Here is a 25,182-nt window from a genome sequence, read left to right on the forward strand (position 1 = left end):
GGCTAGCGCTTTCGGATTTGGGCGCGAATTGGCGCGCCGGCGATCATTGTGAAATGCAGGGCAAGTGGGAAATCCGCTTCGGAGGAAGTGATTTCGGCTCGCCGGGTGATCGTGGCGAGGGCGAGGGTCACTTCCAGTATGGCGAAGTGGTCGCCGATGCACGAGCGGGGCCCACCCCCGAACGGGATGTACTGCCAACGCTCACGTTTCTTCATGGTGTCCGGGTGGAACCGGTCGGGGTTGAAGCGGAGTGGCTCGTCCCAGAGTGCCGGATCGCGTTGTACGGCCATCCTGCCGAGCACCACCATGGTGCCCGCCTCTACCCGATAGCCGCCGACTTCCAAGTCCTGGCAAGCCATCCGGGTTCCGGTGGGGGCCGGGGGGCACAGCCGCAGCGATTCGCGCACCACCTGAGTGGTGTATTCGAGGTTGGGTAAATCGTCGGGCGTCAGCGGCCGATCCGGCAGCGCCTCGACCTCGGCGACTACACGGCTTTGGCACTCCGGGTCGCGTCCCAGAGACCACAACGCGTAGGCCAATGTGGTCGCGGTGGTGTCATAGCCGGCAAAAAGGAAGATGATGATCTCGTCGCAGATCTCGGTGTCGGACAGCCTTTTTCCGGTCTCCGGGTCTTCGGCTGCGATGAGTGCATGCACAAGCGGTGCGACCAGGTCAGGGTCGCGCCGGCATTCGCTCACGATGTCACCGGCGAGGCGATGCAATGTGGCGCTGGCCGCCCGAGCTCGGTGCCGCGCGGGCGTGGGCAGCCATCGTGGTGCGCGCACCGGACGGGTGGCGCGAGAGATGGCGTAGGACAGGGCGACACGAAGGGGCTCGGCGACGTCGTCCGCGCGTGCTTCGAGATCCATGCCGAGCACTGAACGGCCCAGGGCGCGCAGCGTGAGCGCACGCGATTGCGCGTCGAGGTCCACCTCGCCGCCGTCCGGCCAGGCTGCGCAGACCGATTCAGCAGCCTGCGCCATATGACCGCCGAATTCGCGGACACGCTGTTTGGTGAAGACGGGCTGTAATGTGCGCCGCCGTGGTCGCCACGGTTCGAACGGAAGGTCCGCCAAGTTGGCGCCGATGATCCGGCGCATCTCGTCGAACACCGGGCTCGTCTTGTCGACCGAACCATCCTTGATGCTGAGTACGTCGCGGAGTGCGGCCGGGGAGGTCACGAGCACCATCGGGGGCATCAGCCAGCGGGGACCTACGGTGAATCGTGTGACGGGTCCGCCGGCGTCGCGCAGTCTCTCGGTGCCGGTGCTGAATTCCTTCACAGCTTTGAGCCGCTCGCGCAATGGCATCGGGTTCACCGGTGCCAGCGGCAACGATTCGAGGCCACCGCGTGGAGGGGCCTGCGACACTCGAACCTCCTGGGGTCCCCCGCTATTTCAATGAGGACCGCAGTGTACCGAGTGGTCCCAGGTTTAATGATGGGGCGCGAGTGGGCGCGGGCAGAAGGGTGTCAGGTATGGGGATTCGACCGCTGTGGCGGGTGCCGGGCATCGTCGTGCGCGAGCGGATGCATTCGCCGGGGCGCGAACGCATTCCCGAACCGATGGTGATGGACGATGCCGACTCCGTCGCCCACTTCCACGCCGGTGGCGCAGCCAATCCGGGAATGCAAGCTGTGTACGACCTGTGTGCCCGAGCGATCGATGCATTGCTGCCGCCCGGCGGCCGTCTTCTGGATCTCGGTATCGGCTCCGGGCGCGCGCTGAGCGCGGTCCTGCGTCGGCGCCCGGACGTGCATGCCATCGGTGTCGATCTGGCGCCGAACATGCTCGACACCGCGCGGGAACTGTTTACCTCCGAGGGCCTCGACGCACGAGCAGAGCTGGTGCAGGCGGACATCACCGCGCTGCCCGAAGCGCTTGCTGCGGGGCCTTGGGATGCGGTGTCGTGCATGTGGACTTTGCACCAGCTGCCGGATGTGGCGGTGCTGCGCGCCGCCCTGCGGCAGATCGCCGCCGTTCAATGCGGCAGCGGATCCGCCTTGTGGATCTCCGACTTCGCTCGACTGAAGGACCCGTCAGCGTGCCCGTCCATGTTGCAGTGTGTCGATCCGGATTCGCCGATGGGCCTGCGGCAGGACGCAATTGCCAGCGAGGCGGCGGCATTCACCCGCGACGAATTGTCAGCAGAACTTGCGGCCGCGGGACTTGGGGGATTGAGCTCGGGGCACGCCACGCCGTTGCCGTACCTGCAGGCCTATTGGATGTTCGGGGCGAACGGCAAGCCCGCTCCCAGCGGTCAGCAAGGCAGCGCCCTGCACGGCCAAACGCGCCGGGAGGCGGCGTTGCTGCGCTGGGGCTTCACGGCCAAGCCCTTTTAAGTCCTAGACGGGAAGCGTTGTGCCGGTTTCCTGTTCGGCGAACTGCACGACCCGAGCTGCGGCGTCGTAATCGCACGCCCCTGGTGATCGGCCGAGCAGTGCCGGGGCGCCCCGCAGACCAAACCGGCCGACAGGCCCGACGTAGCTGCCCGGCGGTATCGGTTCACTGATGCTGTACAGCGTGGGCACCGCGCCTTGGTCGACGTCGTTGGCAAACCGCTGGGCCAGTCCGTCGACGACCTTGTACGCCGCCGACATCAACGGCGAATCGGAGGTCTGTGCCAGGTTGGACGCGACCCAGCCCGGATGAATCAGGTGGGTGATGACGCCGGAGTCGGCCGCCCGCAGGCGCCGGTCGAGCTCGAGGCCCCACAACATCATCGCGAGTTTCGAGTGCCCGTAGGAGTTGAGCGCGGTCCATTTGGTTCGGCGCAGATGCATATCGTCGAGCCGGAGCATCGCCATGCGGTGGCCGTCGGAGGCGACGTTGATGATGTGCGAGCGCACCCGCGAGAACAACAGATTCGTCAGCGCGAACGGACCGAGCATGTTGACGCCCAACGTCGCCTCGAAACCATCGACGGTCTCGTGACGCCGGTCGTTCAGCACACCGGCGTTGTTGATGAGGATGTCGACGTCGCCGTCGAGCCGCTCGGCAAAGGCCCGCACCGAAGCCAGGTCGCCCAGATCGACTTCGAGCACCTCGGTGGACCCGCTGATCTCAGCGGCGCGCTGGGCCCCCAGCGTCGTGTTGCGGACCGCCAGGATGACGTGCGCGCCAGCCCGGGCCAGCGCCCGCGTGGTGCCGAGCCCGACACCGTTGGTCGCGCCCGTCACGATGATCCGTTTACCGGTCAGATTGCCGAGTCGACTCGGCGACCACTGCGTCACGTCGGCGAGCATAACGGGGAATCTGGACAAACAAGACCATCTAAGCAATCGCTCTGCGATCATGCCCATTGTTATGAGTGACAGTGCGCAGGCGATCAGCAACCTCATCTACACTTATGCCGACCTGCTGGATGCCGGCGACCTCGACGGGGTCGCCGCGTTGTTCACGCACGGCCGGATCTGCGGGGTGGAGAACGGTCCCCCCGAGACGGTGTTCGCCGGGCCGGAGCGGGTGCGGCAGATGTACGAGATGGCGACCCGCCTCTACGAGGACGGAACGCCGAAGACCAAGCACAACACCAGCAACGTGCAGCTCTACGTCGACGATGAGGCGGGCACCGCACGCGGCAAGGCCTACTACTGCGTCACCCAGGCGACGCCCGACCTTCCGTTGCAGGTGATCGTCACGGGCCACTACCACGACACCTTTCACCGGGTCGACGGCCAATGGTGGTTCGACTCGCGCACCATGTTCGTCGACCAGGTCGGCGACGTCAGCCAGCATCTGAAGTTCTGACCCGTGGCCGCCGAGGGAGCCTTCGCGATGGATGCGGTCCTGGCCGCCGCGGTCGCCAAGGAAGGCCTCACCGAGTGGGGCCCCGGCGACTTCCAGGAGCCCCTGGCGGTGCTGCTCGACGACTATCCCGGCGCCGGGCTCAACGTCATCGGCGAGCACATCCTGCGGTCGGGCCTCGTGCACAGCCTGCGGATGCGGCTTCGCGCCGAGGAATGGATCCGCCGCCACCCCGAGATCCTGGACGAAGAAGTCGAAGCGCCCATCGTGGTGGTCGGGATGATGCGCAGCGGTACGACCCTGCTGCAGCGCCTGCTCGCCGCTGACACGCGGCTGCACTGCGCGCGCGGCTGGGAGGTGGTGGAGGCCGCTCCCAAGTTGGACTACGACTTCGCCGGCACCGACCCACGGATCGCGATCAGCGAAGCGCGGGAGAACAAGTCACGGGAGCTGGCACCGGAGCTGTTCGCCATCCACCCGATGTACGCGCGGGAGGCCGAGGAGGAGATCGTCTTCCTGGCCGACGCGTTCCTGTCCCATGTTCCCGAGTCCGGCGCCCACCTGCCCAACTACCGATCATGGCTGAACACACAGGATTTCACGCCGGCGTACGACTACGTGCACCGGATGTTGCGGTTCCTGCAGTGGCAGAAACGCCAGCGCGGGATCACGGCCGGACGCTGGGTACTGAAGTCGCCGGCCCACCTGGGGTATCTCGACGCGCTGCGCAACCAGTTCCCCGACGTGCACGTCGTGCACATGCACCGCAACCCTCGCACGACGGTGTCGTCTGGTGCCAGTCTCAACGCGACCCTGCACGCCATGCATGCCGACAAGGTGGACATCCACCGGGTGGGCGCTCAGTGGCTCGAGCGGATGGGCTGGACCAACGACCGGGCCATGGCCGTGCGGGACAGCTGGGCCGACGAATCGCAGCGCGTCACCGACATCCACTTCGACGAAGCAGTCGGCGATCCGATCGCCCAGGTGGGCCGGGTATACGACGCGATCGGTCTGCCGCTGACGGACACCGCGGTCACCGCGATGACCGACTGGCTGGCCAATCGGCCGCGCGAAGTCGCCCGACCACCGTACGACCTGTCCTTCTATGGCCTGGCCGATGCGCAAGTAGACGAACGATTTTCCTTGTATAACAAACGCTTTCGAAAGGACAAGCAATGATTGCCGACGATGCGGTGGCGACAGCATCGCAGCACGAGCAGGAGCTGGCCGCACTCGAGCTGACCGAGCACCCGACGGTCAAGGCGGCGTATGCGACCGTCGCGGAAAACTGGCTGAGTCGCGCCAAGGCCTCCGACGCCATGCGGGAGCGGTTCGACGAGGCGTTCGCCGAGGTGATGTTCTCCGCGGCGGTGTGGTCCTCCAACCAGGACAAGCTGCGGCCGAAGGTCAGTTGCATCACCCGGCTGGCGCATCCGGTGGGCGATCGGCAGATCCCCGGATCACGGTGGGGCATCGACAATCCCGACACCGTCTACCGGGTGATCCCAATCTCGGGTGACGAACGCTACGAGATCCGCGGCCGCGTCGGTCAGAACCGGATGACGGAGAATTACTTCACCCTCTGGGACCCCAACATGGGCACCGTTGCCGTGCTGAACGGCAAGACCATGGCGGTCGACAGCGATGGAAGTTACACCATCACAGTGGATTCCGAGCCGGCCGGTGGGCGGACCAACCACGTGCAGACCACGGCGGAGGCGCACGAGTTCTATATCCGTGATGTCCTGTTGGACTGGGGCAACGACGATCCCAACCACATCACCGTGGAGCGACTCGGCGGGGCGCCGGCCACGCCGGCCCGCACCGTCGATGAACAAGCCGAGGCCACCGCGGAGATGATGGCCTACTTCGCGAACTTCACCGGCAAGCTCAGTCACGGCATCTACAAAATGCCGGCCAACAACTTCAACCTGGCCTGGTCGGCGGACAAAGTCGGCGCCATGAAGAACCAGGTCTACGTGATGGGCCGGTTTGATCTCGGTCCCGACGAGACATTCGTCGTCGACGTCAAAGACGGTGGCGCGGAATACTTCACCGTGCCACTGAGCAACATCTGGGGCACCACGCTGGATATCGTCGACCGGACGGGCAGCCTGAACAAGGCCCAGTCGGTCCCCAACGACGACGGCAGCTACACCTACGTGATCTCGCCCGTTGATCCCGGAGTGGCGAACTGGATCGACTCGGCCGGCCTGCGGGAAGGCATCCTGACACTGCGGATGGCCGAGTTCGACGAGGGTGGCCCGCGACCGGATCTCGGTGCGCACGGTCGCGTCGTCGCACTCGACCGTCTCGACGCCGAGGTGCCAACGCTGCGCCGGGTCACTGCTGACGAACGCACGGCCGAACTGGCGCGGCGCCGCGCCGCGTATCTACGCCGCCTGCCGGAAGGGACGATCTGAGATGGGTTGCTGGCTGGTTACCGGATGCTCGACCGGCATCGGGCGCGAGATCGCCCGGGCCGCATTGGAAGCCGGAAACAATGTGGTGGTGACGGCTCGGCGGATCGAGTCGGTGCAGGATCTGGCCGACGAGTTCGGCGATCGTGCCCTGGCCATTGCGCTGGACGTCACCGACAAGGACCTGATCGCCGACGCGGTGGCTGCGGCCGATGCCACGTTCGGCGGGATCGACGTGCTGGTGAACAACGCAGGCAACGGGTACCTGTCCGCGGTGGAGGAAGGTGAGGACGCTCAGGTCCGACTCTTGTTCGACACCAACTACTTCGGTGTCGTCGACACCATCAAGGCGGTGCTGCCGTCGATGCGGGAACGCGGGGCCGGCCACATCATCAACATCTCGTCGATGACGGGACTGGTGGCCAACCCGCCCAACGCGTACTACTCGTCGACGAAGTTCGCGCTCGAAGCGCTCACCGAGGCGCTTGCCCAGGAGGTCAAGCCACTGGGAATCAAGGTGACCGCCATCGAGCCCGGCGCATTCCGCACCGACTGGGCCAAACGGTCGATGTGGGAATCATCCACGCCGATCGGCGATTACGACGACAGCGTCGGCACCCGTAAATCTCTGATCAAGGATTTCGCCGACCACCTGCCCGGGGATCCACGCAAGGTCGCGGAGGCAGTGCTGATGGTCTCAGGCCTCGACGAGCCGCCGCTGCGCTTGTTGCTCGGTCGCGACGTCCTCAAGGCGGTCCGGGACAAGATCGCCACGCTGTCGGCGTCGATCGACGAGTGGGAAGCCGTCACCAAGGATGTGAACTTCCCGAGTTAGGGCTTACGTTTGAGGGCGTGCAGGACGTTCTCGCGGAACTAGCCGCGATCTGGCGAACCGGTGAAACGGCCGGGTTGGGCACCGTGGTGCGAACCTTCCGGTCGGCGCCACGCCAGCCGGGCGCGGCCATGGTCGTCGCACCCGACGGCTCGGTCAGCGGCTCGGTGTCGGGCGGTTGCGTGGAGGGTGCGGTCTACGAATCGGCCACCGACGTCGTCGCCACCGGGGTGCCCCGCCTCGAGCGCTACGGGGTTAGTGACGACGACGCGTTCGCCGTCGGGCTGACCTGCGGGGGAATCCTCGACATCTTCATCGAGCCCGTCTCGCAGGGCAGCTTTCCGCACCTCGACCAGGTCATCGACGCCATCGCCGGGCACCGGCCGGTGGCGATCGCCACCGTCATCACCCATCCCGACTCGCACCGGCTGGGCCGCCGGCTGGTCCTCGGGCCAGACCTCGTCGAGGGCACGCTGGGGTCGGCCCGCGCCGACGCCGCGGTGACCGACGACGCCCGCGGTCTGCTGGCTGCCGGCCGCAGCGAGGTGCTTACGTACGGCCCCGATGGGCAGCGCCGCGGCGAGGGCATGGAGGTGTTCGTCGCCAGCCACGCGCCGCGCCCGCGGATGCTGGTCTTCGGGGCCATCGACTTTGCGGCCGCGGTCGCCCAGCAGGGCTCGTTCCTCGGCTATCGCGTCACGGTGTGCGACGCCCGCGGCGTGTTCGCCACCCCCGCTCGGTTCCCCACGGCCGACGAGGTCGTGGTCGACTGGCCGCACCGTTATCTGGCCGCGCAGGCCGCGATCGGAGCCATCGACGCCCGCACGGTCGTCTGCGTGCTCACCCACGATGCCAAGTTCGACGTGCCGCTGCTGGAGGTCGCGTTGCGGCTGGACCTCGGTTACATCGGTGCGATGGGATCGCGTCGCACCCACGACGATCGGCTGTCCCGGCTGCGCGAGGCGGGCCTGACCGAGGCCGAGCTGGGTAAGCTCGCCAGTCCGGTAGGGCTGGACCTGGGCGCCCGTACGCCGGAGGAGACGGCGGTCTCGATCGCCGCCGAGATCATCGCCCGCCGTTGGGGCGGCCGCGGCCTCCCGTTGTCGGCTCTCGACGGACGAATTCACCACGACGACGACCGCGACAGCGCCTCGGCGCCAGGGCAATTGAACGATCATCTGATTCGCTATTGACGTCGCTCTATCACATCGGGGCCCGGCGCGTTTGGCCGCCGGAGTCCTGGCAGGCTTGAGCCCATGAAGATCGACAACGAGTTCACCGTCAGTGTCCCGATCGCGCAGGCCTGGGCAGTCCTCAGCGATATGGAGCAGGTGGTCCCGTTGATGCCCGGTGCGCAGCTGACCGGTCAGGAAGGCGACGATTTCCTGGGCAAGGTCAAGATCAAGGTGGGCCCGGTCACCACCGAGTTCGCCGGCAAGGCGCACTTCGTGGAGCGCGACGAGGCGACTCACCGGGCGATCGTCGACGGTCGGGGCAAGGAGGCCCGGGGCGCGGGTAACGCCGCGGCCGTCGTCACCCTGCAGCTGCACGAGGCCGGCGACCAGACTCGCGTCTCTGTCGAAACCGACCTGAAGATCGTTGGCAAGCTGGCCCAGTTCGGCAGCAGCATGCTGCAGCAGGTCTCCGAGAAGCTCCTCGGACAGTTCGTCGACGCGCTGGAGGCCAAGTTGGCCGCAGGCAAAGAGCCTGCCCCGTCGGACCCTGCCCCGGTTGACGTCGTGGCCACCCCGGCGACACCCGGGGCCGAGGCCCTCGGCACACCGGCGGCCACCGCTGCGCCCCGAGTCGTTCCCGTTGCCGAGCCGGAGCCGATCGACCTGCTTCAGCTGGCCGGCGGCACCTCGGTCACGAAGTACGCGGCGGCGGGCGTCGCGGCGCTGGCACTGCTGATCCTGATCGCGATCCTGGGCCGGCGACGCGGCGAGTGACTCGGCTGTATCAGCGGCGCTCAGTCACTAAGCGCGAGGCCGAGCCCCTGGTCGCACAGCCAGTCCCCGGCATCACAGTCAAGTGGGATGTAGGGAGTGGACCTCGGGACGGGTGACGTATTGCTCTTCCGGGCGTCACCTTGCGTGCACAGGGTGACGAGGTCGGGCGCCGCCGCTGAAATACAGTCGGCCGCAGCCGGCGGGGCGGCGGCGAGAGTGGCGGCCAGAGTAAAGGCCAGGGTCGCGGATGCCGCGAGCATTGCGGTGAGTGGAGTTTGCCTAATCCGCATCGCTAATCCTTCCCTCGATCGAGGTAAAGCCGCAGATTACAGCTGTATTGCGACAGTACTCGCGGTAGATTCTGCGTAGTGTGTTTTGCCGCCAACCGGCACCGGTCACGGCGGTTTGATCACGTCGTGAAGGAGCCAGCCATGTTGCCCTCAGCACGTCCCGCGCGCCGCGCGGTCAATTGCGCGATCGGCACGGGCGCGATCGCCGGTGCGATGTTGTTCGGTGGGGCCGCCACCGCGGCGGCCGACCCGCCACCCCCGGTTCCACCGCCGTGCACGGCGGCCGAAATGGCGCTCGTGATGTCAGGCGTCACGTTCGACACGTCGAACTACCTCACCCTGCACCCTGACGTGAATGACTTCTTCACCAGCCTGAAGGGGCAACCGAGGGATCAGGCCCGCGATCAGGTGCAGACCTATCTGGCCGCCAATCCCCAGATTCGGGACGAGCTCCAGGCCATCCGGCAACCCTCGGTCGACTTCCGTCAACGCTGTGGGGTACCGCCGCCGTCTTAGCTTTGCGGCGTTGCGACCATCTGCGGGCCGGTCATCGACCCGTCGACGGCCGACTTGTAGTCGCCCTGTGTGCCGTCGGAATCGATTGCCGCACCGTTGACGCCACTGTCGCCGTCCTGGACGGCAAACGTTGTCGACGGGCTAGCCACAGCAACCACGGTCGGGCCGAGCGCGGTCGCCAGTCCGATACCGGCTACCACCACGACACCCTTGAGAATTAGCTTCATAGCCCCCGAGTCCTTTCGCTTGATCAGCGAAAACTACTCGCGGTTCCTGTGAGTACCGCTGTGGATTTACTGTCAAGCGTGGCGCCCGGTCGACCGATTCGTGGCTCGCGTCGACGTCGCGAGCAACCTTTGTTAAGACTCGGTTACGGGTTCGCTCGCGGCCTTGGCGGCCTTGGCGGCTTTGCGGCGCTTGTACCACTCCCAGAGCATCGGGGCGATGGACGCGACGGCGATGAGGATGAAGATCGGCTCGAGCAGCTTCTGGATGATTTCGAACTGACCCAGCCCGTAGCCGAGCAGTGTCAGGCCGACACCCCACAGGATCGCGCCGATGACGTTGTACAGCGTGAAAACCCCGTACTTCATCTTCGCCGCACCCGCGGTGAGCGGGGCCAACGTCCGCACGATCGGGATGAATCGGGCGAGCACGATCGCAAAGGGCCCGCGCTGCTCGAAGAAGAGGTGCGCCTCGTCCAGGTAGCGCTGTTTGAGGATCCGCGCGTTCGGTTTGAACATCGCGGTCCCGAGGAAGCGGCCCATGAAGTAGCCCACCTGCCCACCGAGGATCGCGGCGATCGGGATGAGCACCAGCAGCTGCCACAGCTGGAAGTTGGCGTTCACGTCGGCGCCGCGTGCGGCGGTTCCCGCGGCGAGCATGCCCGAGACGAAGAGAAGGGTGTCACCGGGCAGCACCGGAAACAGCACGCCGGACTCGATGAAGACGACGACCAGGATGCCGACCAAGGCCCAGGTGCCGAACTGCTCGATCAGCTTGAGCGGGTCGAGAAAGTCCGGCATGAGCGCCAGGGTGGTGGTGGTCACGAGGCCCAAGGGTACCGGTGCAGGTTGAGCGCCCCGTGCCAGTCGACGGGCTTCTTGTCATACTGACTGCGTTCAGCGCCAGAGTCGAGAGGAAGTGCCATGCCCATCGCAACGCCCGAGGTCTACGCGGAGATGCTGGGCCGCGCCAAGGAGCACTCGTTCGCATTCCCGGCGATCAACTGCGTCGGCTCGGAGAGCGTCAACGCCGCCATCAAGGGTTTCGCCGACGCCGGGTCTGACGGCATCATCCAGTTCTCCACCGGCGGTGCGGAATTCGCGTCAGGCCTCGGCATCAAGGAGATGGTCACCGGTGCCGTTGCGCTCGCCGAATTCGCGCACGTGATCGCCGCCAAGTACGACATCACCGTTGCACTGCACACCGATCACTGCCCGAAGGACAAGCTGGACGGCTTGGTACGCCCGCTGCTGGCCATCTCGGCCGAGCGTGTCGCGAAGGGGCAGAACCCGCTGTTCCAGTCGCACATGTGGGACGGCTCGGCGGTGCCGATCGACGAGAACCTCTCGATCGCTCAGGAACTGCTGAAGCAGGCCGCGGCCGCCAAGATCATCCTGGAGATCGAGATCGGCGTGGTCGGCGGCGAAGAGGACGGCGTCGAGGCCGAGATCAACGACAAGCTCTACACCACGCCCGAGGACTTCGAGAAGACCATCGACGCGCTGGGCGTCGGCGAGCACGGCAAGTACCTGCTGGCCGCGACATTCGGCAACGTGCACGGCGTCTACAAGCCGGGCAACGTCAAGCTCAAGCCCGAGGTGCTGGCCGAAGGTCAGCGGGTCGCCGTCGCGAAGCTAGGGCTGCCCGAGGGATCGAAGCCGTTCGACTTCGTGTTCCACGGCGGCTCGGGCTCGTTGAAGTCCGAGATCGAGGACTCCCTGAAGTACGGCGTGGTGAAGATGAACGTCGACACCGACACCCAGTACGCGTTCACCCGCCCGCTCGCCGCGCACATGTTCACCAACTACGACGGCGTGCTGAAGGTGGACGGCGAGGTCGGCAACAAGAAGGCCTACGACCCTCGCAGCTACCTGAAGAAGGCCGAGGCGTCCATGACCGAGCGTGTCATCGAGGCCTGCAACGACCTGCACAGCGCGGGCCGTTCGGTCTCGGGCTAGCGATTTCGGCGCGTTTTCGTTCGCTCAGCGGCGGTTAACGCGCCGAAATCGCTCGTTGGACGAGGGCGAGTACGCGTTCGGGATACTCGGTCAGGTCCAGCCAGGTGAAGCGCAGCACCTGGTAACCCGCGAGGACGAGCGCGTTCTGTTTCCTGCGGTCTCGCTCGAACGCCTCCGGATCGGTATGGAACGCGAACCCGTCGACCTCGACGACCACCTTCGCGGCGCGGAACAGGACGTCGACCTCGTACCCGATTACCTGCTGGTTCGCCTTCCACCCGGAGATGCCGGATGTGGCCAGCAGCCGCGTGAACAATCGTTCGGCCTGAGACTTCGTGCCGTCGTCGGCCGCCTGCAGGAGCCGGCGCGCACCGGGGGACCCGTACCTGCCCGTGTTGCGGAGGTGGGCTGCCCACAGGTGACGGAGTTCCGTGTGGCGCTGCAGGGCTTCGTCCATCAGCTTTGGTCCGCCTCCGCGGCGTACTGCGGCCTCGATCGCCGTGAGCGGAAGGGCGGTGACGCGCAGTCCCCGACGCTCGACGATGTCGAGGTCCGAGAGGTTGCGCCGTCGTACTCGCGATCCGTCGTGGCAACGGCCATGGCTGTCCCGCGGCACCGTCACTTCGACGACGTCGGGCGCGAACCGGGTCAGTTCGAGCCACCATGCTGCCGCCAGACCACTCGCACAGGCGGAGTGTCCGTAGCTCCATACCGCCGCGCGGACGCGTGCCGAGTGGGTGAACTCGCGATCGGCCACGAAATAGACCCCCGCTGAACACCGCCGCCAGTGCCCCGCGCGGGCGCGCCGCCGTACCGCTTGTTCGGTGAGGCCGGCGTCGTTCGCCTGGGCCAACGTGATGACGCCGTCATGGCGGCGCAGCAGATCGTCGAGCACCTGAGTTCGACGCTCGCCACGCCCCGAACGGTTCCACCCTCTGTGATTTCGGCGCGCAAACCGCCGCTAGGCGAACGAAAGCGCGCCGAAATCGCTCAGGACGCCTGGCAGATCTTCCACTGGTTGTCGCGGAACTGCAGGTCGAAACTGCGGGTCGACCGGGTGGCCGGATCGAAGGCCATGAACGAGGTGACGTTGGCCTCGGCATGGTCGCCGTTGACGACGACCTCGTCGATGCTGGCCACCACCGGGTACTGCCGCGCCGCTGCCACCCGCGCGTGGGTGTCCGACCAGGCCTGATCGTCGTACTTGACGTAGCTGTCCCTGGTCTGGCCACAGGTGATGCCCCGCAGGGCGGCCAGGTCACCGGTTTGCACGGCCGCGTCGAAGCTCTGGATGGTCGTGCGGACCATGTCTTCCCGCGACGCCTTGGCGGAATCGTCGCGGGTGAGCAGGAAGGTGGCCAGTACCGCCACCGCCGCCAGCGCCGCGATGACGGCGATCACCGCGAGCACCAGGGCCCAGCTGCGCCGGCGTGTCGCGACCGGGCGCGCCGGGATGGCCTGTGGACCCGTCCGCGGCGGCCCGGAGACCGCGAAAACCTCGGTCGGCGTGGAGAAGATCTCGGTTTCCGGGTCCGGCGTGCGGTGGATGATCTGCGTCGATCCCGCATCGAATCCCGGTGCGGTGTAACGACGTTCGGGTGGTTCGTCGTTAGCCCCGATCGCCTCGGTGGCCGCGTCGGTTTCCTGGGTTGGCTGCTCGTCGTCTCGTCCGACGACGGGATTGGTCGCGTCGTCGTGGTCGGGCCCGGGTGGGTTCGACATGGGGTGCTGCCGTCCTCCTGAAGTGCTGGTGCTTCGACCCTAACGGTTGGGTGCGACCAACCGCTGACGGTGGCACCGGCACAATGGGCCAATGACATCGTTTGGTGATCTTCTGGGCCCCCAGCCCGTGCTGCTGCCCGGTGATATCGAGGCCGAAGCTGAACTCGAGGCCGGTGAGACGCCGGCGATCGTGGCCGCCGCTCACCCGTCCGCCTCCGTGGCGTGGGCGCAGCTGGCGGAGGACGCGCTGGCCGACGACAAGGCGATCACCGCGTACGCCTACGCCCGGACCGGGTATCACCGCGGACTGGACCAGCTGCGCCGCAACGGTTGGAAGGGCTTCGGCCCCGTGCCCTACCGCCACGAACCGAACCGCGGCTTCCTGCGCTGTGTGGCGGCGCTGGCACGCGCGGCCGACACGATCGGGGAGACCGAGGAGTTCGCCCGCTGCATCGATCTGCTCGACGACTGCGACCCGGCTGCTCGGGTCGAACTCGGGCTGGCCTAGCGGTCCAGTGCCTGGCGTAGCTGGGTGATGACGTCGGACAAGAACGGCGGGGGATCACCGGGCGCGGGCGGTGCATCGCCGCGGCGTACCGCGGCGGCCAGCGCCCGCAGTGCCTGGACATCCGGCTGGGCGGAGCCTTCGTCGAACAGCGACCGGCCGAACTCGACGGCGTCGCTGCGGTGCTCAACGGTCCAGCAGGCCGCGATCGTCCGGTAGGCCAGCTGCTCACTCGCCGCGACCGCCGGTAACAGCTGTTCGGCGATCGCCCGGTTCCGCTGCGAGCCGGCCAGCATTGCCTCGTCGGCTTCCATCAACCCGATGGCAGCGATCTGCAGGTCCCGCCGGGCCGCGCGGGCCGCTAGCCCGGCGGTGTCGCCGGCCGCGATGTAGGGGAAGACGTCGGCGGCCGCCTCGAGCGTGCGTCCGATCGCATCGGTCAGCCGGGTGAACTCTTGGCGGCGCGCCGCCACCAGATAGACCGCCACTCCGACCGCGCAGCCGATCAACGTGTCGATACCGCGCGCCAGGAGCAGATGGCCGATGTCGACAGCGTGGGTTCCCGACGAGATCGTCAGCGCGGTCGCCGTGATGAAAACCGTTGCCAGCGCGTAGTTTCGGACCACCAGTAGCTCGATGATGAAATTCAGTAGCGCCAGCAGCACCACCAGCCATAGGTCGTGCGGATGCAGCAACAGGATCACCCCGGCCAGCCCGAGGCCCACCCAGGTCCCCAACAACCGCTCTGCACCGCGGCGCAAGGTCCGGCTGCGGTCGGTGCCCTGATGCAGGATCAGCACCGCGGCCGCCATCGCCCAGTACGCGTGGTCGACGCCCAGCGCCATCGCCGCGGCACCGGCCAGCGGAACTCCGATGGCGACCCGCTGCATGATGTGGCGGACGTGCGAGCCGGGGCTGACGGCGCGGCGTAGCACGGTCACCACGGGCGGGCTGCCCAACGGGATCCGGTCGGCCGCCCGGGTCGCGACGGTTTCCGGTGCCAGCTGCAGCGCGCCGATTCGACGGGCCACCTCGGCCGACCCCGCGGCCGGGGCGTCGCCCTGCGCGGCGGCGGTGACTGCCGTGGTGAACAGGACATGCACTGCGTGGTTGGCGGCGCGCAGCCGGTGCAGGACGCTGGTCTGCGGCGCCGGCAGCGGCTGATAGTTGACCAGCACGCTCCACGACCTGTGCAGCGCGCTGGCAGCGCGGTGGCGGGCCGCTCGTTCCTGCGGGGAGTTGGCGGCCTCGATGTAACCGGCGACGGCCTCAGCCGCCGCGGCGACCGCGGCACGCTCGGGCCGTCGGAAGCCGAACAGCGCGCCGGTCATCTGCACCAGCCAGGCCACCGCCCCGCCGGCGAGCACCAGCACCCCGATCGTCCAGGGCGTCAGGTGAGCCGCCGATACGCCGATACCGGCCGCGCAGGCCACCACAAACACGTACGCCCCTGGCGGTCCGACGGCCAGCGCGTTGCACAGCCATACCGCCGCCACCGCGACCAGCGACACCGTCGCGACCCCGACCCACGGCACCTGCGCCGACCAGTCGCCCAGCGCGACGGCCGCCGCGAGTGACACCGTCACCATCGCCAGCTCGATCGCGCGGTTGGCGTAGGGGCGGTCGCCGCCGAAGCGCGAGGTGAACGCGCCCAGGGTGGCGATCAGCCCGGAACTCATCGCCCCGGCGGCCCAGCCGGCGGTGACGGGAATGGCCGTGCTGATGGCCGCGCGCAGGCCGATGGGCCAGCGCGACGGAGTGCTCAACTAGCTCACCAATCGGTCTTTTCGGGGCAACCGTCGGCGCATCCGGGCGGCTCGACCTGCACGGTCGCGTGGTCCAGGCCGCGAGCGGCGAGCACCGCTCTCGCGTCGTCGAGCACTTGGGCGGAGTTCCCGGTACTGGTCAGGTGAGCGGTGCACATGTCCTTGCCGGGCACCAGCGTCCACACGTGTAGATCGTGCACTTCGCTGACGCCCTCGACGGCGGCCAGTGCGGAGCGCAGCTCGTCGACGTCGATGTGCTGCGGTGAGGATTCGGACAGGATCCGCAGCGCAGCGCGGGCCAGCCCGAACGCTCGCGGCAGCACCCACAGGGCGACGAACACCGCGACCACCACGTCGGCGTAGGGCCAGTGAGTCGTCACGTTCACGATGCCGGCGATCAGCACGCCGATGCTGCCGACGGTGTCGGCCACGACCTCCATGTAGGCGCCCTTGACGGCCAGGCTGTCCTGGGATTGCGAGCGCAGCAGCAGCATGACGGCGAAGTTGGCGATCAGGCCGGCGAGAGCCACCACGATCATCGGGACGCCGGGGATCGCCGGCGCATCGCCGAGCCGGTCGATCGCCTCGTAGAGGATGAACGTCGCGACCCCGAGCAGCAGGACGGCGTTGGCCACGGCGGTGAACACCTCGGCGCGATGCCAGCCGTAGGTGCGGGCCGCCGATGCCGGACCGTGGCGGGCGAGCAGCACGGCGGTCAGCCCCATGAACATGGCGACCAGGTCGGTCAGCATGTGGCCGGCGTCGGCCAGCAGGGCGATCGAATTGATCATCAGCGCGGTGGTCAGCTCGATGACGAAGAACACGGTCAAGATGCCCGCGGCGATGAGCATCCGGCTCACCCGCGTGTCACCACCGTGGCTGTGGTCGTGTCCTGAACCCATGCCCGAAATATATGCGCAAAGACGCATATGTCGCAAGGGTTAGCGCGGACTGTTCCTGTGACGTGGGTCCCAGACCAATCTCAGAACCAAAGCTTTGTGACCAAAAGTGCGAAGTCGCTCCCAGTCGGCTCACGGCTCGCTAGGTTGAAGTTTGCCAACCGGGGGATGGAACCGAGCCGGGGGGCAACGACGGAGGGGATCGCTGCCCCCTGTCTCGGTGTTAAATCAGGGCCCCGGCGTCGATCAGACCCAGGCGGACCAGAAGCGAGTGAGCTGAGATCCGATGGATGCCAGCGGCGCGGGCACCCCGGACAGGTCGAAGAACCAGAACACCAGCGAGAAGAACCATTGGTTCAATGCCGGGGCCAGCAGCAGGACGATCAGGAACAAGAACCCGAACTGTTTGGCCGGTGCCACCGCGCGCTGCGTCTCGGGGCTCAGGTGCGGTTCCAGCGCCCCGTAGCCGTCCAGTCCGGGGATCGGCAGCAGGTTCAGCAGCAGCCCGGTGATCTGCAGGAATCCCAGAAACGCGACCGCCGACCAGAACACCCCGTGGTCGGGGTCGTAGAACGCCCGGGTGACCGCGAGCAGGACGACGGCCAGCACCAGGTTGGCCGCCGGGCCTGCCAGGCTCACCAGCGTGCGCTGACGCGGGGTCATGAACGCGGTGCGGAGATACACCGCGCCGCCGGGCAGCCCGATGCCGCCCAGCGCGATGAACAGCAGCGGCAAGCCCAGCGACAGCAACGGGCTGGAGTACTTCAGCGGGTTGAGCGTCAGATAGCCGCGTATCGCGACGTCGTGGTCGCCGAACCGCCAGGCCGTGTACGCGTGGCCGAACTCGTGCAGGCACAGCGACACCAGCCAGCCGGCGACCACGAAGATGAACACCCCGACGTAGGCCAGTGGGCGCACGGATGCGGCAGCCAGCCAGGCCAGCACCCCGCCGGCAGCGGTGATCGCCACGATCGCCAGGAAGATGGGGCTGGGCCGCACTGACTGGTGCAGCGGACGGATGTTCACCTCACGAAACTACCGGACATGCCGCCTGACCTGGGGTCACGAGACCCGCAGCCAGCCCGTGGTGTGCCGGTAGAACGCCGAGCGTTTCGCCTCGCGGGGGAGCGCCACTCCGTCGCGTACGACGCGGGCGCCGGTGCTGCCGAGCTGAACGGCCCGACCGGTCAGCCAGCGTCGCGGACGCATCCGGCCGGACACTACCGCCGCCCGCAGCCCCGGCATCGCGGCCATCGGCTCGATCCGCACGGCCGTCGCCTTGCCGTCGAACAACAGGTCGTCGTCGACGACGGCCTCACCGTGGATGACTCGATCGTCGGCGGGAGGAAGCCAGAACGCGGCGTCCGCCAGAGCCGTGCCCGTCTCGTCGCGTATCAACGGAATACGTTGCGCCACACCGGTCAACGCTCTCCTGGCACCACGCCATCGGGACGCGCACGCCACCTCGACATCAAGGCGTTCGGTGCGCATCAGCCGGGTCAGCACCGCCGCGAGATCGGCCGCCGAGCCGACGACGACCACCCGGGACGCACCCTCGATGACAGCGTCGATAACGGTCGCATCGGGGCTGTCGTGACAGGGCAACGAGGCCAGCGCGCGGGGCAGTCGACGGCCTCCGAAACGCAACACGGCGATCTCGGTGTTGGTCAACGACACTCCTGGTGCTGTGCTCCGATAGGGTAGGTCACCGGCTGCACCACAATAAGCAGGAGAAACGCGATGCCGGCAATCGTCCTCATCGGCGCCCAATGGGGTGACGAGGGCAAAGGAAAAGCCACCGATCTACTCGGTGGACGCGTCCAATGGGTGGTGCGCTACCAAGGCGGTAACAACGCCGGGCACACCGTGGTCTTGCCGACAGGCGAGAACTTCGCACTTCACCTCATCCCATCAGGCATCTTGACGCCCGGGGTCACCAACGTCATCGGCAACGGTGTCGTCGTCGACCCCGGTGTGCTGCTCGGTGAGCTGGCGGGACTGGAGGATCGCGGCGTCGACACCTCGGGGCTGCTGATCTCGGCCGACGCGCACCTGCTGATGCCCTATCACGTGGCCATCGACAAGGTCACCGAGCGCTATATGGGCAGCAAGAAGATCGGCACCACCGGCCGCGGCATCGGTCCCTGCTACCAGGACAAGATCGCCCGGATGGGCATCCGCGTCGCCGACGTCCTCGACCACGACCTGCTAGCCGCCAAGATCGGCGCCTCGCTGGAGCTCAAGAACCAGGTGCTGGTCAAGATCTACAACCGCAAGGCGCTGGACGCCGACGAGGTCCTCGAGGCGCTGCTGGCCCAGGCTGAAGGCTTCAAGCACCGCATCGCCGATACCCGCCTGATCCTCAACACCGCGCTGGAGGGTGGCGAGACCGTGCTGCTGGAGGGCTCGCAGGGCACGCTGCTCGACGTCGACCACGGCACCTATCCGTACGTCACGTCGTCCAATCCGACAGCCGGCGGTGCCGCCGTCGGTTCGGGGATCGGCCCGACCCGGATCACCACTGTGCTCGGCATCCTGAAGGCGTACACCACCCGGGTCGGCTCGGGCCCGTTCCCCACCGAGCTGTTCGACGAGAACGGCGCTTACCTGGCCAAGACCGGCGGCGAGGTCGGCGTGACGACGGGCCGCCCGCGTCGCTGCGGCTGGTTCGACGCGGTCATCGCGCGCTACGCCACCCGGGTCAACGGCATCACCGACTACTTCCTGACCAAACTGGACGTGCTGTCCAGTCTGGAGACCGTGCCGGTCTGCGTCGGCTACACCGTCGATGGCAAGCGCACCAGCGAGATGCCGATGACCCAGAGCGATATCGCCCGCGCCGAGCCGATCTACGAGGAGATGCCCGGCTGGTGGGAGGACATCTCCACCGCCCGCGAGTTCGAGGACCTGCCGGTCAAGGCGCGTGACTACGTGCTGCGGCTGGAAGAGCTTGCCGGAGCCTATGTTTCGTGCATCGGTGTGGGCCCGGGGCGGGATCAGACGATCGTGCGCCGTGACATCCTGGCGCCACGGGGATGAGTGATGAGCGCTCGCGCGAAGAGCCGACCAGAAGTGAAGAACACGACCTCGACCCCGACTATTACAAGCACGGCGGCTTCCCGAAATTCGAAGTCGCCCAACCCGGCGAGGGGTTCGGCCGGTTCCTGACCGCGATGCGCCGGGCACAGGACCTGGCCGTGTCGGCCAATCCGGACCCGGAGACCTGGACCGCGGCCGCCGACCGGGTGGAGGAACTGGTGGCGCTGCTGGCCCCGTCCGAAGCCGCGGAAGGTATCGGCCCGGCCAACCGGGTGCCCAGCCTGCCCGGCGCGGGCAGCCTGCTGATGGCGCCATACCGCGTGACCAAGTTCGATGCCGAGGCTGTCGAGTTGACGGTGCGTTTCAGCCGGTTTCACGTCGGCGGCAACTACGCCGTGCACGGTGGTGTGCTGCCGCTGATGTTCGACTCGGTATTCGGGATGGTGATCCACGCGACCGGGCGCCCGATCAGCCGGACCGCCTTCCTGCACGTCGACTACCGCAACGTCACCCCGATCGACACCGACCTGACGGTGCGTGGCTGGCTGCGGGAAGCCGAGGGGCGCAAGGCCTTCGTCAATGCCGAGCTGAGAGATCCGGACGGCACACTCTGTGCCGAATCGCACGGCTTGATGGTGCGATTGCTGCCCGGACAGCCCTGAGTCTGTCACCATGACGACGTGCAAGAAAACCGCTCGTCAACACTGAAAACCCTGACCACCCCGCGGGCAGCCGCCGCGGCCGGTGTGGCGTTCGCGTTGTTGTTCGGCGCCAGCCTGATCCTGATCCGCTCGTCGTTGCCGGAAGGCGCCGAGCCCGGCTCGGAGTGGCTCAATGCCGCGGACGGCAAGATGAAGATCGCCGCGATGCTGATGCCGTTCGCGGGGATCAGCTTCCTGTGGTTCATCGCCGTCGTGCGCGACAACCTGGGCCGGCTCGAAGACCGGTTCTTCTCCACCGTGTTCCTGGGCAGCGGATTGCTGTTCCTGGCAATGATGTTCGTGACGAGCGCGATCGGGGCGGGGCTGGCGGCCAGCAACGGTGTGGTGGGACATGACCAGCCCGGTCACGCGGAGGTTGCGCTGTTCGGGCAAATGACCGTGCTGGCGCTGTCGAAGACCTATGCCCTGCGGATGGGTGCGGTGTTCATGATGTCGTTGGCGACGATCTGGCTGCGCACCGGATTGATGCCGCGCTGGCTGGTTTATGCCAGCTATCTGCTCGCGATTTCGCTGTTGATCGTCGGCGATATCAGCATGTGGTTGACGTTGGGGTTCCCGATCTGGGTGCTGGCCGTCAGCCTGCTGCTGCTCACCCGTGCGGGTGTGTTCGAGGGGCTCCATGACGATGAGGAGCCCTGAGGATCACCAGGTCACCGGCAGTGACCGCAGGCCGTAGATGAAGTGGAACGGTTTGAACTCGATCTCCTCGAACGACTCGGCGCAGGCCAGCCGCGGAAAGCGGCGCAGCAGAGCCGGAAACGCGATCCGCATCTCCATGCGGGCCAGTGGCGCGCCAAGGCAGTGATGCACACCATGACCGAAGGCCAAGTGGCTTAACAGTTCTCGCTTGATGTCCAGCACATCCGGGTCATCGACGAACGCCGCATCCCGGTTGCCCGACACCAGTGCCGCCAGCACCAGGCTGCCGGCCGCGATGTCGACCCCGGCGATCGCGACGTCCGCGGTGGTGATCCGCGGGATGCTGCTGTGCACGATCGACAGCCAGCGCAGGAGTTCCTCGACGGCCGGGGCCACCGCGTCCGGGTCGTCGCGCACGGCCGCGAGCTGCTCGGGGTGCCGCAGCAGCGCCAGCGTGCCCAGCCCCAGCATGTTCGACGTCGTCTCGTGCCCGGCGAGCAGCAGCAGCGCGGAAATCCCGATCAGCTCGTCGTCGCTGAGTTCATCGCCGTGCTCGCGCACCAGCATGCCGAGCATGTCCTCGCGGGGCGCACGGCGAGCCGAGGCCACCAACGAACCCATGTACTCGCGGCCGGCCCGCACCAACTCCAGGCGTTCGGGGATCGGAATGGACAGGTCGAGCTGGCGCGCGCTGCGGCGCTGGAAATCGTCGCGATCGGCGTACGGGACGCCGAGCAGCTCGCAGATCACCAAAGAGGGGATCGGCAGGGCGAAGTCGGCCACCAGATCGGCTGGGGCGCCTGCTTGTTCGATCGCGTCGAGGCGGGCGGTGACGATCTCGACGATGCGCGGCTCGAGCGCCTTCATCCTGCGCACGGTGAACTCGCCGGTGAGCATCCGGCGCAGCCTGTTGTGCTGGGGCGGGTCGAGGGCCAGCAGGTTGCCGGCCCGCGCGGCGGCCTGGTCGTCCTCGGCCAATTGCGGCGCGCCGGGCACCACGAAACCGGGTGGCCTGGCGTTGGAGAAGTGCTCGTGATCGGAGAGCACCGCCTTGATGTCGTCATAGCGGGTGATCAGGTACACCTGCATGCCGAACGCGTTGACGGCGGTGACCACACCGCTGCTGTCGCGGATGTCGCGCAGTTCGGGTGTCGGGTCGAACCCGTTGCGCCGCATATGTAGTGGCGGCAGCGCGGCGGCGTGGGTCATCCCACGACGTTACGCCCCTCGGCGGGGTCGATTTCGGATCGAGTGAACGCCGGCCACCAGATCGCCGGCCCGATCAGGGTGAACAACGCCGGGATCACGACCGTGCGCACCACGAAGGTGTCCAGCAGGATGCCAAGGCCCACGATGATGCCCAGTTGGGTCATCACGATCAGCGGCAGCACGCCGAGCACGGCGAACACCGCGGCCAGCACGATGCCCGCGCTGGTGATCACCGCTCCGGTCGCCGACACCGCTCGCACGATCCCACCGCGGGTGCCGAATTGCGGTGTCTCCTCACGGGCGCGAGTGACCAGGAAGATCGTGTAGTCCACCCCGAGCGCGACCAGGAACAGGAATGCGAACAGCGGCGTGGTGTTGTCCAGTGCCGCAAATCCGAGCACGTGCACACCGACCCACCCGCCCAACCCGATGGCAGCCATCGTGGACAGCACGGTGGCCGCCACCAGCACCAAGGGCGCCAGCGCGGCCCGAAGGAGGATGTACAGCACCGCGAGCACCACGATCAGGATGGCGGGGATCACCATCCAGCGATCGTGGACCGCGGCGTTCCTGGCGTCCAACGCCTGGGCATCTGAGCCGCCCACCAATCCGCCGGGGTCGACCCGGTGTACCGAATCCCGAAGGGCAGCAATGGTATCGAAGGAAGCCGCCGACGCCGGTTCGGCGTTGACGACGACCTGCCATTGGGTCAGCCCGGTGGCGGTTTGACCCGCCGGGTTGGCCGAGACGACGCCAGGGGTGGCCAGGATCGCCTGGTTGACCGCCGCACTCCCGTCAGTGCTGCCGATCACGCGGGTCGGGTCGGTGAGCCCGCTGGGGAAGTGCGCGGCCAGCGTCCGGTAGCCGGCCACCGAGTCCGCGCTGACCCGGAACTGATCGATCTGGTTGAGCCCCACCGGGGTTGCCACCAGGCCGGTGGCCAGCACGGCCAGCACCGCGGTGGCCACGACGGTGACCCGCCCGGCATGGTGGGAGACCCAGTCCGCGACCCGATGCCAGGCCCCGGTGTCGGTGATCTCCTCGGTGCTGTGGCGAGGGATGAACGGCCAGAACAACTTCGGGCCGAACAATGCCAAAAGTGGCGGCAGCATCAGCAGCACGAACACCGCGGCGATCAGCAGACCCGACGCGGCTTGCACCCCGAGGCTGCGGGTACTGGGCGACGACGCGAACAGCAGCGTCAGCAGGGCCAGCACCACGGTGGCATTGCTGGCGGCGATCGCCGGGCCGGCGAACCGGACCGCCGTGCGCAGCGCCTCGCGGTGGCGGGGTGTGTGCCGCAACTCCTCCCGGTAGCGCGAGATCAGCAGCAGCGCATAGTTGGTGCCCGCGCCGAACACCAGCACGCTGGTGATGCCCGACGTCGAACCGTCAGCGGCCAGACCGGTGGCCTCGGCAATGGCCGAACCCAGTACGGCGGCCACCCGGTCGGCCAACGCGATCACCAGCAGCGGCACCAGCCACAGCACCGGCGACCGGTAGGTGACGATCAGCAGCAGCGCGACCACCGCGCCGGTGACCGCCAGCAGGGTGATGTTGGCCCCGGCGAACGCATTGGCGATGTCCGCGCCGAACGCCGGCCCACCGGTGACACTGACCGCCAGATCGCCGGGCAGCCCGGCTTTGCCGGCCTGCCGCAGTGCCTTGACCTTGTCGCTGAGCGCGAAGCCGGACAAATTGGTGGCGATCGGCACGGGGGCGAGCGCGGCCTTGCCGTCGTCCGAGGCGGCTACCGGGATCGGCGGACCCGCAGCGCCGGCCGCGGCGACGACGCGCCCGCGCGCCGCCTCGGCAGCGTCCAGGTCGGCCGGCGTCAGCGACCCGCCGTCGGTGCGGGTGACCACCAGGATCACCGGCGCCGACTCGCCGCCGGGAAACTCCTTCAGTAATGCCGCGACCTTGGCCGACTCCGCGCCGGGCGGCAGGGACACCGGAGATTGCTCGGCCGAGGCGCTCTGCCCGATGGCGCCCATCAGGCCGCCGCCGATGACCGCGACGATCAGCGCCAGCAGCCAGGAATGCCGGTTGCTGACCAGTTCGCCGATGCGATCCCACAGCGGTCGCCTGCCCTCGGGTCCTCGGTGCATATTGTCCAACATAGCTTCATTTTCTTAACAGTTCATCTACTTAACGGATAGCCTGGTGGGATGGATGACGCTGGCCGAACCGAGCTGGAGTCGGCCGTGGTCGCCGACGTTCAGGCACTGTCGGCCGAATCCGACCAGATCGGCCGGGCGTTCGCCGGCGTCCACCGGCTGTCTGCGAATGATTTCCGGGCGCTGGTGCACATCATGGTCGCCGAGAACGCCGGCACACCGCTGACTTCTGGGGAACTGCGCACCCGGATGGGGCTGTCCGGTGCCGGCATCACCTACCTCGTCGAGCGGATGATCGAATCGGGGCATCTGCGCCGCGACTCCGACCCGGCCGACCGCCGCAAGGTGATCTTGCGATACGCCGACCACGGCATCGAAGTGGGCCGGGCGTTCTTCACTCCGCTGGCCACCCACACCCACCGCGTGCTGGCCGACCTACCCGACGAGGATCTCGCTGCCGCCCACCGGGTGTTCACCGCCGTGCTGGGCGCGATGACCGACTTCCGCGCCGATCTGGGTTCCTGACGCCAGGTTTGCGAACTTGGCTGCGGACTTCGCCCACCAGGGGTGAAGATATTGCAGGCGAACGGGTCTTGAGCGTCCAGGTGGTTGCCCGCACCTGTCG

At 67.5% G+C, this 25,182-nt stretch carries 26 protein-coding genes; 14 read left to right on the plus strand and 12 right to left on the minus strand.

The genetic code is table 11. The features are described from left to right. Positions 1 to 2: 2 nt before the first annotated feature. Positions 3 to 1,370: a cytochrome P450 gene (locus tag SLQ31_RS25940; protein WP_413643030.1), complete on the minus strand. Its 1,368-nt coding sequence runs from the start codon at positions 1,368 to 1,370 to the stop codon at positions 3 to 5. Positions 1,371 to 1,477: 107 nt separating this feature from the next. Between SLQ31_RS25940 and SLQ31_RS25945 the strand changes: the two genes are divergently transcribed. Next, entirely contained in the window at positions 1,478 to 2,341 is an 864-nt protein-coding gene (locus tag SLQ31_RS25945) for a class I SAM-dependent methyltransferase (RefSeq protein ID WP_319437017.1), read from the plus strand. Positions 2,342 to 2,344: 3 nt separating this feature from the next. On the opposite strand, the gene SLQ31_RS25950 is transcribed toward SLQ31_RS25945, so the two are convergent. Beyond that, the gene (locus SLQ31_RS25950; protein ID WP_319437018.1) at positions 2,345 to 3,244 is read right to left on the minus strand and encodes an SDR family NAD(P)-dependent oxidoreductase; all 900 of its coding nucleotides are present in this window, start codon (positions 3,242 to 3,244) and stop codon (positions 2,345 to 2,347) included. A 61-nt stretch (positions 3,245 to 3,305) separates the two neighbouring features. Between SLQ31_RS25950 and SLQ31_RS25955 the strand changes: the two genes are divergently transcribed. The 7 genes from SLQ31_RS25955 (at position 3,306) to SLQ31_RS25985 (ending at position 9,756) form a co-directional block, all read left to right on the plus strand. Further along, entirely contained in the window at positions 3,306 to 3,749 is a 444-nt protein-coding gene (locus SLQ31_RS25955) for a nuclear transport factor 2 family protein (RefSeq protein WP_319437019.1), read from the plus strand. A 27-nt stretch (positions 3,750 to 3,776) separates the two neighbouring features. Further along, positions 3,777 to 4,928 (plus strand): sulfotransferase, encoded by a 1,152-nt coding sequence (locus SLQ31_RS25960; RefSeq protein WP_319437295.1) that lies wholly within the window; start codon positions 3,777 to 3,779, stop codon positions 4,926 to 4,928. Next, the gene (locus SLQ31_RS25965) at positions 4,925 to 6,172 is read left to right on the plus strand and encodes a hypothetical protein (RefSeq protein WP_319437020.1); all 1,248 of its coding nucleotides are present in this window, start codon (positions 4,925 to 4,927) and stop codon (positions 6,170 to 6,172) included. The genes SLQ31_RS25960 and SLQ31_RS25965 overlap by 4 nt, the downstream gene beginning before the upstream one ends. A 1-nt stretch (position 6,173) precedes the next feature. Beyond that, positions 6,174 to 7,004 (plus strand): oxidoreductase, encoded by an 831-nt coding sequence (locus SLQ31_RS25970; RefSeq protein ID WP_319437021.1) that lies wholly within the window; start codon positions 6,174 to 6,176, stop codon positions 7,002 to 7,004. A 17-nt stretch (positions 7,005 to 7,021) separates the two neighbouring features. After that, on the plus strand, positions 7,022 to 8,194 hold the full coding sequence (locus SLQ31_RS25975) for an XdhC/CoxI family protein (protein WP_319437022.1): 1,173 nt from the start codon (positions 7,022 to 7,024) through the stop codon (positions 8,192 to 8,194). Positions 8,195 to 8,257: 63 nt separating this feature from the next. Continuing rightward, positions 8,258 to 8,950: an SRPBCC family protein gene (locus SLQ31_RS25980; RefSeq protein WP_319437023.1), complete on the plus strand. Its 693-nt coding sequence runs from the start codon at positions 8,258 to 8,260 to the stop codon at positions 8,948 to 8,950. 431 nt (positions 8,951 to 9,381) lie between these two features. After that, positions 9,382 to 9,756, plus strand: a complete 375-nt coding sequence (locus SLQ31_RS25985; protein ID WP_319437024.1) for a heme-binding protein — start codon at positions 9,382 to 9,384, stop codon at positions 9,754 to 9,756. Here the strand turns inward: SLQ31_RS25985 and SLQ31_RS25990 are convergent. Together SLQ31_RS25990 and SLQ31_RS25995 are read right to left on the minus strand one after the other, a co-directional pair. After that, a complete protein-coding gene (locus tag SLQ31_RS25990) occupies positions 9,753 to 9,983 on the minus strand; it encodes a hypothetical protein (RefSeq protein WP_319437025.1) in 231 nt (76 codons plus the stop codon). The two genes, SLQ31_RS25985 and SLQ31_RS25990, sit on opposite strands and share 4 nt — an antisense overlap. A 132-nt stretch (positions 9,984 to 10,115) precedes the next feature. Next, on the minus strand, positions 10,116 to 10,781 hold the full coding sequence (locus tag SLQ31_RS25995) for a VTT domain-containing protein (protein WP_319437296.1): 666 nt from the start codon (positions 10,779 to 10,781) through the stop codon (positions 10,116 to 10,118). Between the two features lie 123 nt (positions 10,782 to 10,904). Between SLQ31_RS25995 and fbaA the strand changes: the two genes are divergently transcribed. Further along, positions 10,905 to 11,939 (plus strand): class II fructose-bisphosphate aldolase, encoded by a 1,035-nt coding sequence (gene fbaA, locus SLQ31_RS26000; RefSeq protein ID WP_319437026.1) that lies wholly within the window; start codon positions 10,905 to 10,907, stop codon positions 11,937 to 11,939. 34 nt (positions 11,940 to 11,973) lie between these two features. Here the strand turns inward: fbaA and SLQ31_RS26005 are convergent, their stop codons facing one another. Next, positions 11,974 to 12,834 carry a type IV toxin-antitoxin system AbiEi family antitoxin domain-containing protein gene (locus SLQ31_RS26005; RefSeq protein ID WP_319437027.1) on the minus strand — a complete coding sequence of 287 codons (861 nt, stop codon included), beginning with the start codon at positions 12,832 to 12,834 and terminating at the stop codon, positions 11,974 to 11,976. Between the two features lie 95 nt (positions 12,835 to 12,929). Next, positions 12,930 to 13,661 carry a DUF4878 domain-containing protein gene (locus SLQ31_RS26010; RefSeq protein WP_319437028.1) on the minus strand — a complete coding sequence of 244 codons (732 nt, stop codon included), beginning with the start codon at positions 13,659 to 13,661 and terminating at the stop codon, positions 12,930 to 12,932. A gap of 91 nt (positions 13,662 to 13,752) precedes the next feature. Between SLQ31_RS26010 and SLQ31_RS26015 the strand changes: the two genes are divergently transcribed. Next, positions 13,753 to 14,169 (plus strand): DUF3151 domain-containing protein, encoded by a 417-nt coding sequence (locus SLQ31_RS26015; protein ID WP_319437029.1) that lies wholly within the window; start codon positions 13,753 to 13,755, stop codon positions 14,167 to 14,169. Here SLQ31_RS26015 and SLQ31_RS26020 read toward each other — a convergent pair. The 4 genes from SLQ31_RS26020 to SLQ31_RS26035 form a co-directional block, all read right to left on the minus strand. Beyond that, positions 14,166 to 15,932: an FUSC family protein gene (locus SLQ31_RS26020; RefSeq protein ID WP_319437030.1), complete on the minus strand. Its 1,767-nt coding sequence runs from the start codon at positions 15,930 to 15,932 to the stop codon at positions 14,166 to 14,168. The genes SLQ31_RS26015 and SLQ31_RS26020 overlap by 4 nt on opposite strands. Positions 15,933 to 15,937: 5 nt before the next feature. Beyond that, complete coding sequence (locus SLQ31_RS26025; RefSeq protein WP_319437031.1) at positions 15,938 to 16,834, minus strand: cation diffusion facilitator family transporter; 897 nt, start codon at positions 16,832 to 16,834, stop codon at positions 15,938 to 15,940. A gap of 243 nt (positions 16,835 to 17,077) precedes the next feature. Next, positions 17,078 to 17,857 carry a site-2 protease family protein gene (locus SLQ31_RS26030; RefSeq protein ID WP_319437032.1) on the minus strand — a complete coding sequence of 260 codons (780 nt, stop codon included), beginning with the start codon at positions 17,855 to 17,857 and terminating at the stop codon, positions 17,078 to 17,080. Between the two features lie 36 nt (positions 17,858 to 17,893). Continuing rightward, entirely contained in the window at positions 17,894 to 18,502 is a 609-nt protein-coding gene (locus SLQ31_RS26035; protein ID WP_319437033.1) for a peptidase M50, read from the minus strand. 69 nt (positions 18,503 to 18,571) lie between these two features. On the opposite strand from SLQ31_RS26035, the gene SLQ31_RS26040 reads away from it, so the two are divergent. The 3 genes from SLQ31_RS26040 to SLQ31_RS26050 are packed head-to-tail and all read left to right on the plus strand — an operon-like array spanning position 18,572 to position 21,231. Continuing rightward, entirely contained in the window at positions 18,572 to 19,870 is a 1,299-nt protein-coding gene (locus tag SLQ31_RS26040; RefSeq protein ID WP_319437034.1) for an adenylosuccinate synthase, read from the plus strand. Beyond that, positions 19,867 to 20,532: a PaaI family thioesterase gene (locus SLQ31_RS26045; protein ID WP_319437035.1), complete on the plus strand. Its 666-nt coding sequence runs from the start codon at positions 19,867 to 19,869 to the stop codon at positions 20,530 to 20,532. The genes SLQ31_RS26040 and SLQ31_RS26045 overlap by 4 nt, the downstream gene beginning before the upstream one ends. Before the next feature lie 18 nt (positions 20,533 to 20,550). Then, the gene (locus SLQ31_RS26050) at positions 20,551 to 21,231 is read left to right on the plus strand and encodes a hypothetical protein (protein ID WP_319437036.1); all 681 of its coding nucleotides are present in this window, start codon (positions 20,551 to 20,553) and stop codon (positions 21,229 to 21,231) included. A gap of 3 nt (positions 21,232 to 21,234) precedes the next feature. Here the strand turns inward: SLQ31_RS26050 and SLQ31_RS26055 are convergent, their stop codons facing one another. Both SLQ31_RS26055 and SLQ31_RS26060 read right to left on the minus strand, forming a co-directional pair. Beyond that, positions 21,235 to 22,440 (minus strand): cytochrome P450, encoded by a 1,206-nt coding sequence (locus tag SLQ31_RS26055; protein WP_319437037.1) that lies wholly within the window; start codon positions 22,438 to 22,440, stop codon positions 21,235 to 21,237. After that, the gene (locus tag SLQ31_RS26060; RefSeq protein WP_319437038.1) at positions 22,437 to 24,548 is read right to left on the minus strand and encodes an MMPL family transporter; all 2,112 of its coding nucleotides are present in this window, start codon (positions 24,546 to 24,548) and stop codon (positions 22,437 to 22,439) included. The genes SLQ31_RS26055 and SLQ31_RS26060 overlap by 4 nt, the downstream gene beginning before the upstream one ends. A 60-nt stretch (positions 24,549 to 24,608) precedes the next feature. Here SLQ31_RS26060 and SLQ31_RS26065 point away from each other — a divergent pair, with 60 nt between their 5' ends. Beyond that, entirely contained in the window at positions 24,609 to 25,082 is a 474-nt protein-coding gene (locus tag SLQ31_RS26065) for a MarR family winged helix-turn-helix transcriptional regulator (RefSeq protein ID WP_319437039.1), read from the plus strand. Positions 25,083 to 25,182 lie beyond the last annotated feature (100 nt).

This window comes from Mycobacterium sp. RTGN5 (genome assembly GCF_033804465.1).
In the GTDB taxonomy this organism is placed as follows: Bacteria; Actinomycetota; Actinomycetes; order Mycobacteriales; family Mycobacteriaceae; genus Mycobacterium.

Bases quoted from the DNA above. Each gene is read 5' to 3' on its own strand.
- SLQ31_RS26025 (WP_319437031.1), bottom strand. From the start codon at position 16,834: ATGGGTTCAGGACACGACCACAGCCACGGTGGTGACACGCGGGTGAGC.
- SLQ31_RS25985 (WP_319437024.1), top strand. From the start codon at position 9,382: ATGTTGCCCTCAGCACGTCCCGCGCGCCGCGCGGTCAATTGCGCGATC.
- SLQ31_RS25955 (WP_319437019.1), top strand. From the start codon at position 3,306: ATGAGTGACAGTGCGCAGGCGATCAGCAACCTCATCTACACTTATGCC.
- SLQ31_RS26045 (WP_319437035.1), top strand. From the start codon at position 19,867: ATGAGTGATGAGCGCTCGCGCGAAGAGCCGACCAGAAGTGAAGAACAC.
- SLQ31_RS26055 (WP_319437037.1), bottom strand. From the start codon at position 22,440: ATGACCCACGCCGCCGCGCTGCCGCCACTACATATGCGGCGCAACGGG.
- SLQ31_RS26040 (WP_319437034.1), top strand. From the start codon at position 18,572: ATGCCGGCAATCGTCCTCATCGGCGCCCAATGGGGTGACGAGGGCAAA.
- SLQ31_RS25960 (WP_319437295.1), top strand. From the start codon at position 3,777: ATGGATGCGGTCCTGGCCGCCGCGGTCGCCAAGGAAGGCCTCACCGAG.
- SLQ31_RS25995 (WP_319437296.1), bottom strand. From the start codon at position 10,781: ATGCCGGACTTTCTCGACCCGCTCAAGCTGATCGAGCAGTTCGGCACC.
- fbaA (WP_319437026.1), top strand. From the start codon at position 10,905: ATGCCCATCGCAACGCCCGAGGTCTACGCGGAGATGCTGGGCCGCGCC.
- SLQ31_RS26010 (WP_319437028.1), bottom strand. From the start codon at position 13,661: ATGTCGAACCCACCCGGGCCCGACCACGACGACGCGACCAATCCCGTC.
- SLQ31_RS25965 (WP_319437020.1), top strand. From the start codon at position 4,925: ATGATTGCCGACGATGCGGTGGCGACAGCATCGCAGCACGAGCAGGAG.
- SLQ31_RS25980 (WP_319437023.1), top strand. From the start codon at position 8,258: ATGAAGATCGACAACGAGTTCACCGTCAGTGTCCCGATCGCGCAGGCC.
- SLQ31_RS25990 (WP_319437025.1), bottom strand. From the start codon at position 9,983: ATGAAGCTAATTCTCAAGGGTGTCGTGGTGGTAGCCGGTATCGGACTG.
- SLQ31_RS25970 (WP_319437021.1), top strand. From the start codon at position 6,174: ATGGGTTGCTGGCTGGTTACCGGATGCTCGACCGGCATCGGGCGCGAG.
- SLQ31_RS26065 (WP_319437039.1), top strand. From the start codon at position 24,609: ATGGATGACGCTGGCCGAACCGAGCTGGAGTCGGCCGTGGTCGCCGAC.
- SLQ31_RS25950 (WP_319437018.1), bottom strand. From the start codon at position 3,244: ATGCTCGCCGACGTGACGCAGTGGTCGCCGAGTCGACTCGGCAATCTG.
- SLQ31_RS25945 (WP_319437017.1), top strand. From the start codon at position 1,478: ATGGGGATTCGACCGCTGTGGCGGGTGCCGGGCATCGTCGTGCGCGAG.
- SLQ31_RS26015 (WP_319437029.1), top strand. From the start codon at position 13,753: ATGACATCGTTTGGTGATCTTCTGGGCCCCCAGCCCGTGCTGCTGCCC.
- SLQ31_RS26060 (WP_319437038.1), bottom strand. From the start codon at position 24,548: ATGCACCGAGGACCCGAGGGCAGGCGACCGCTGTGGGATCGCATCGGC.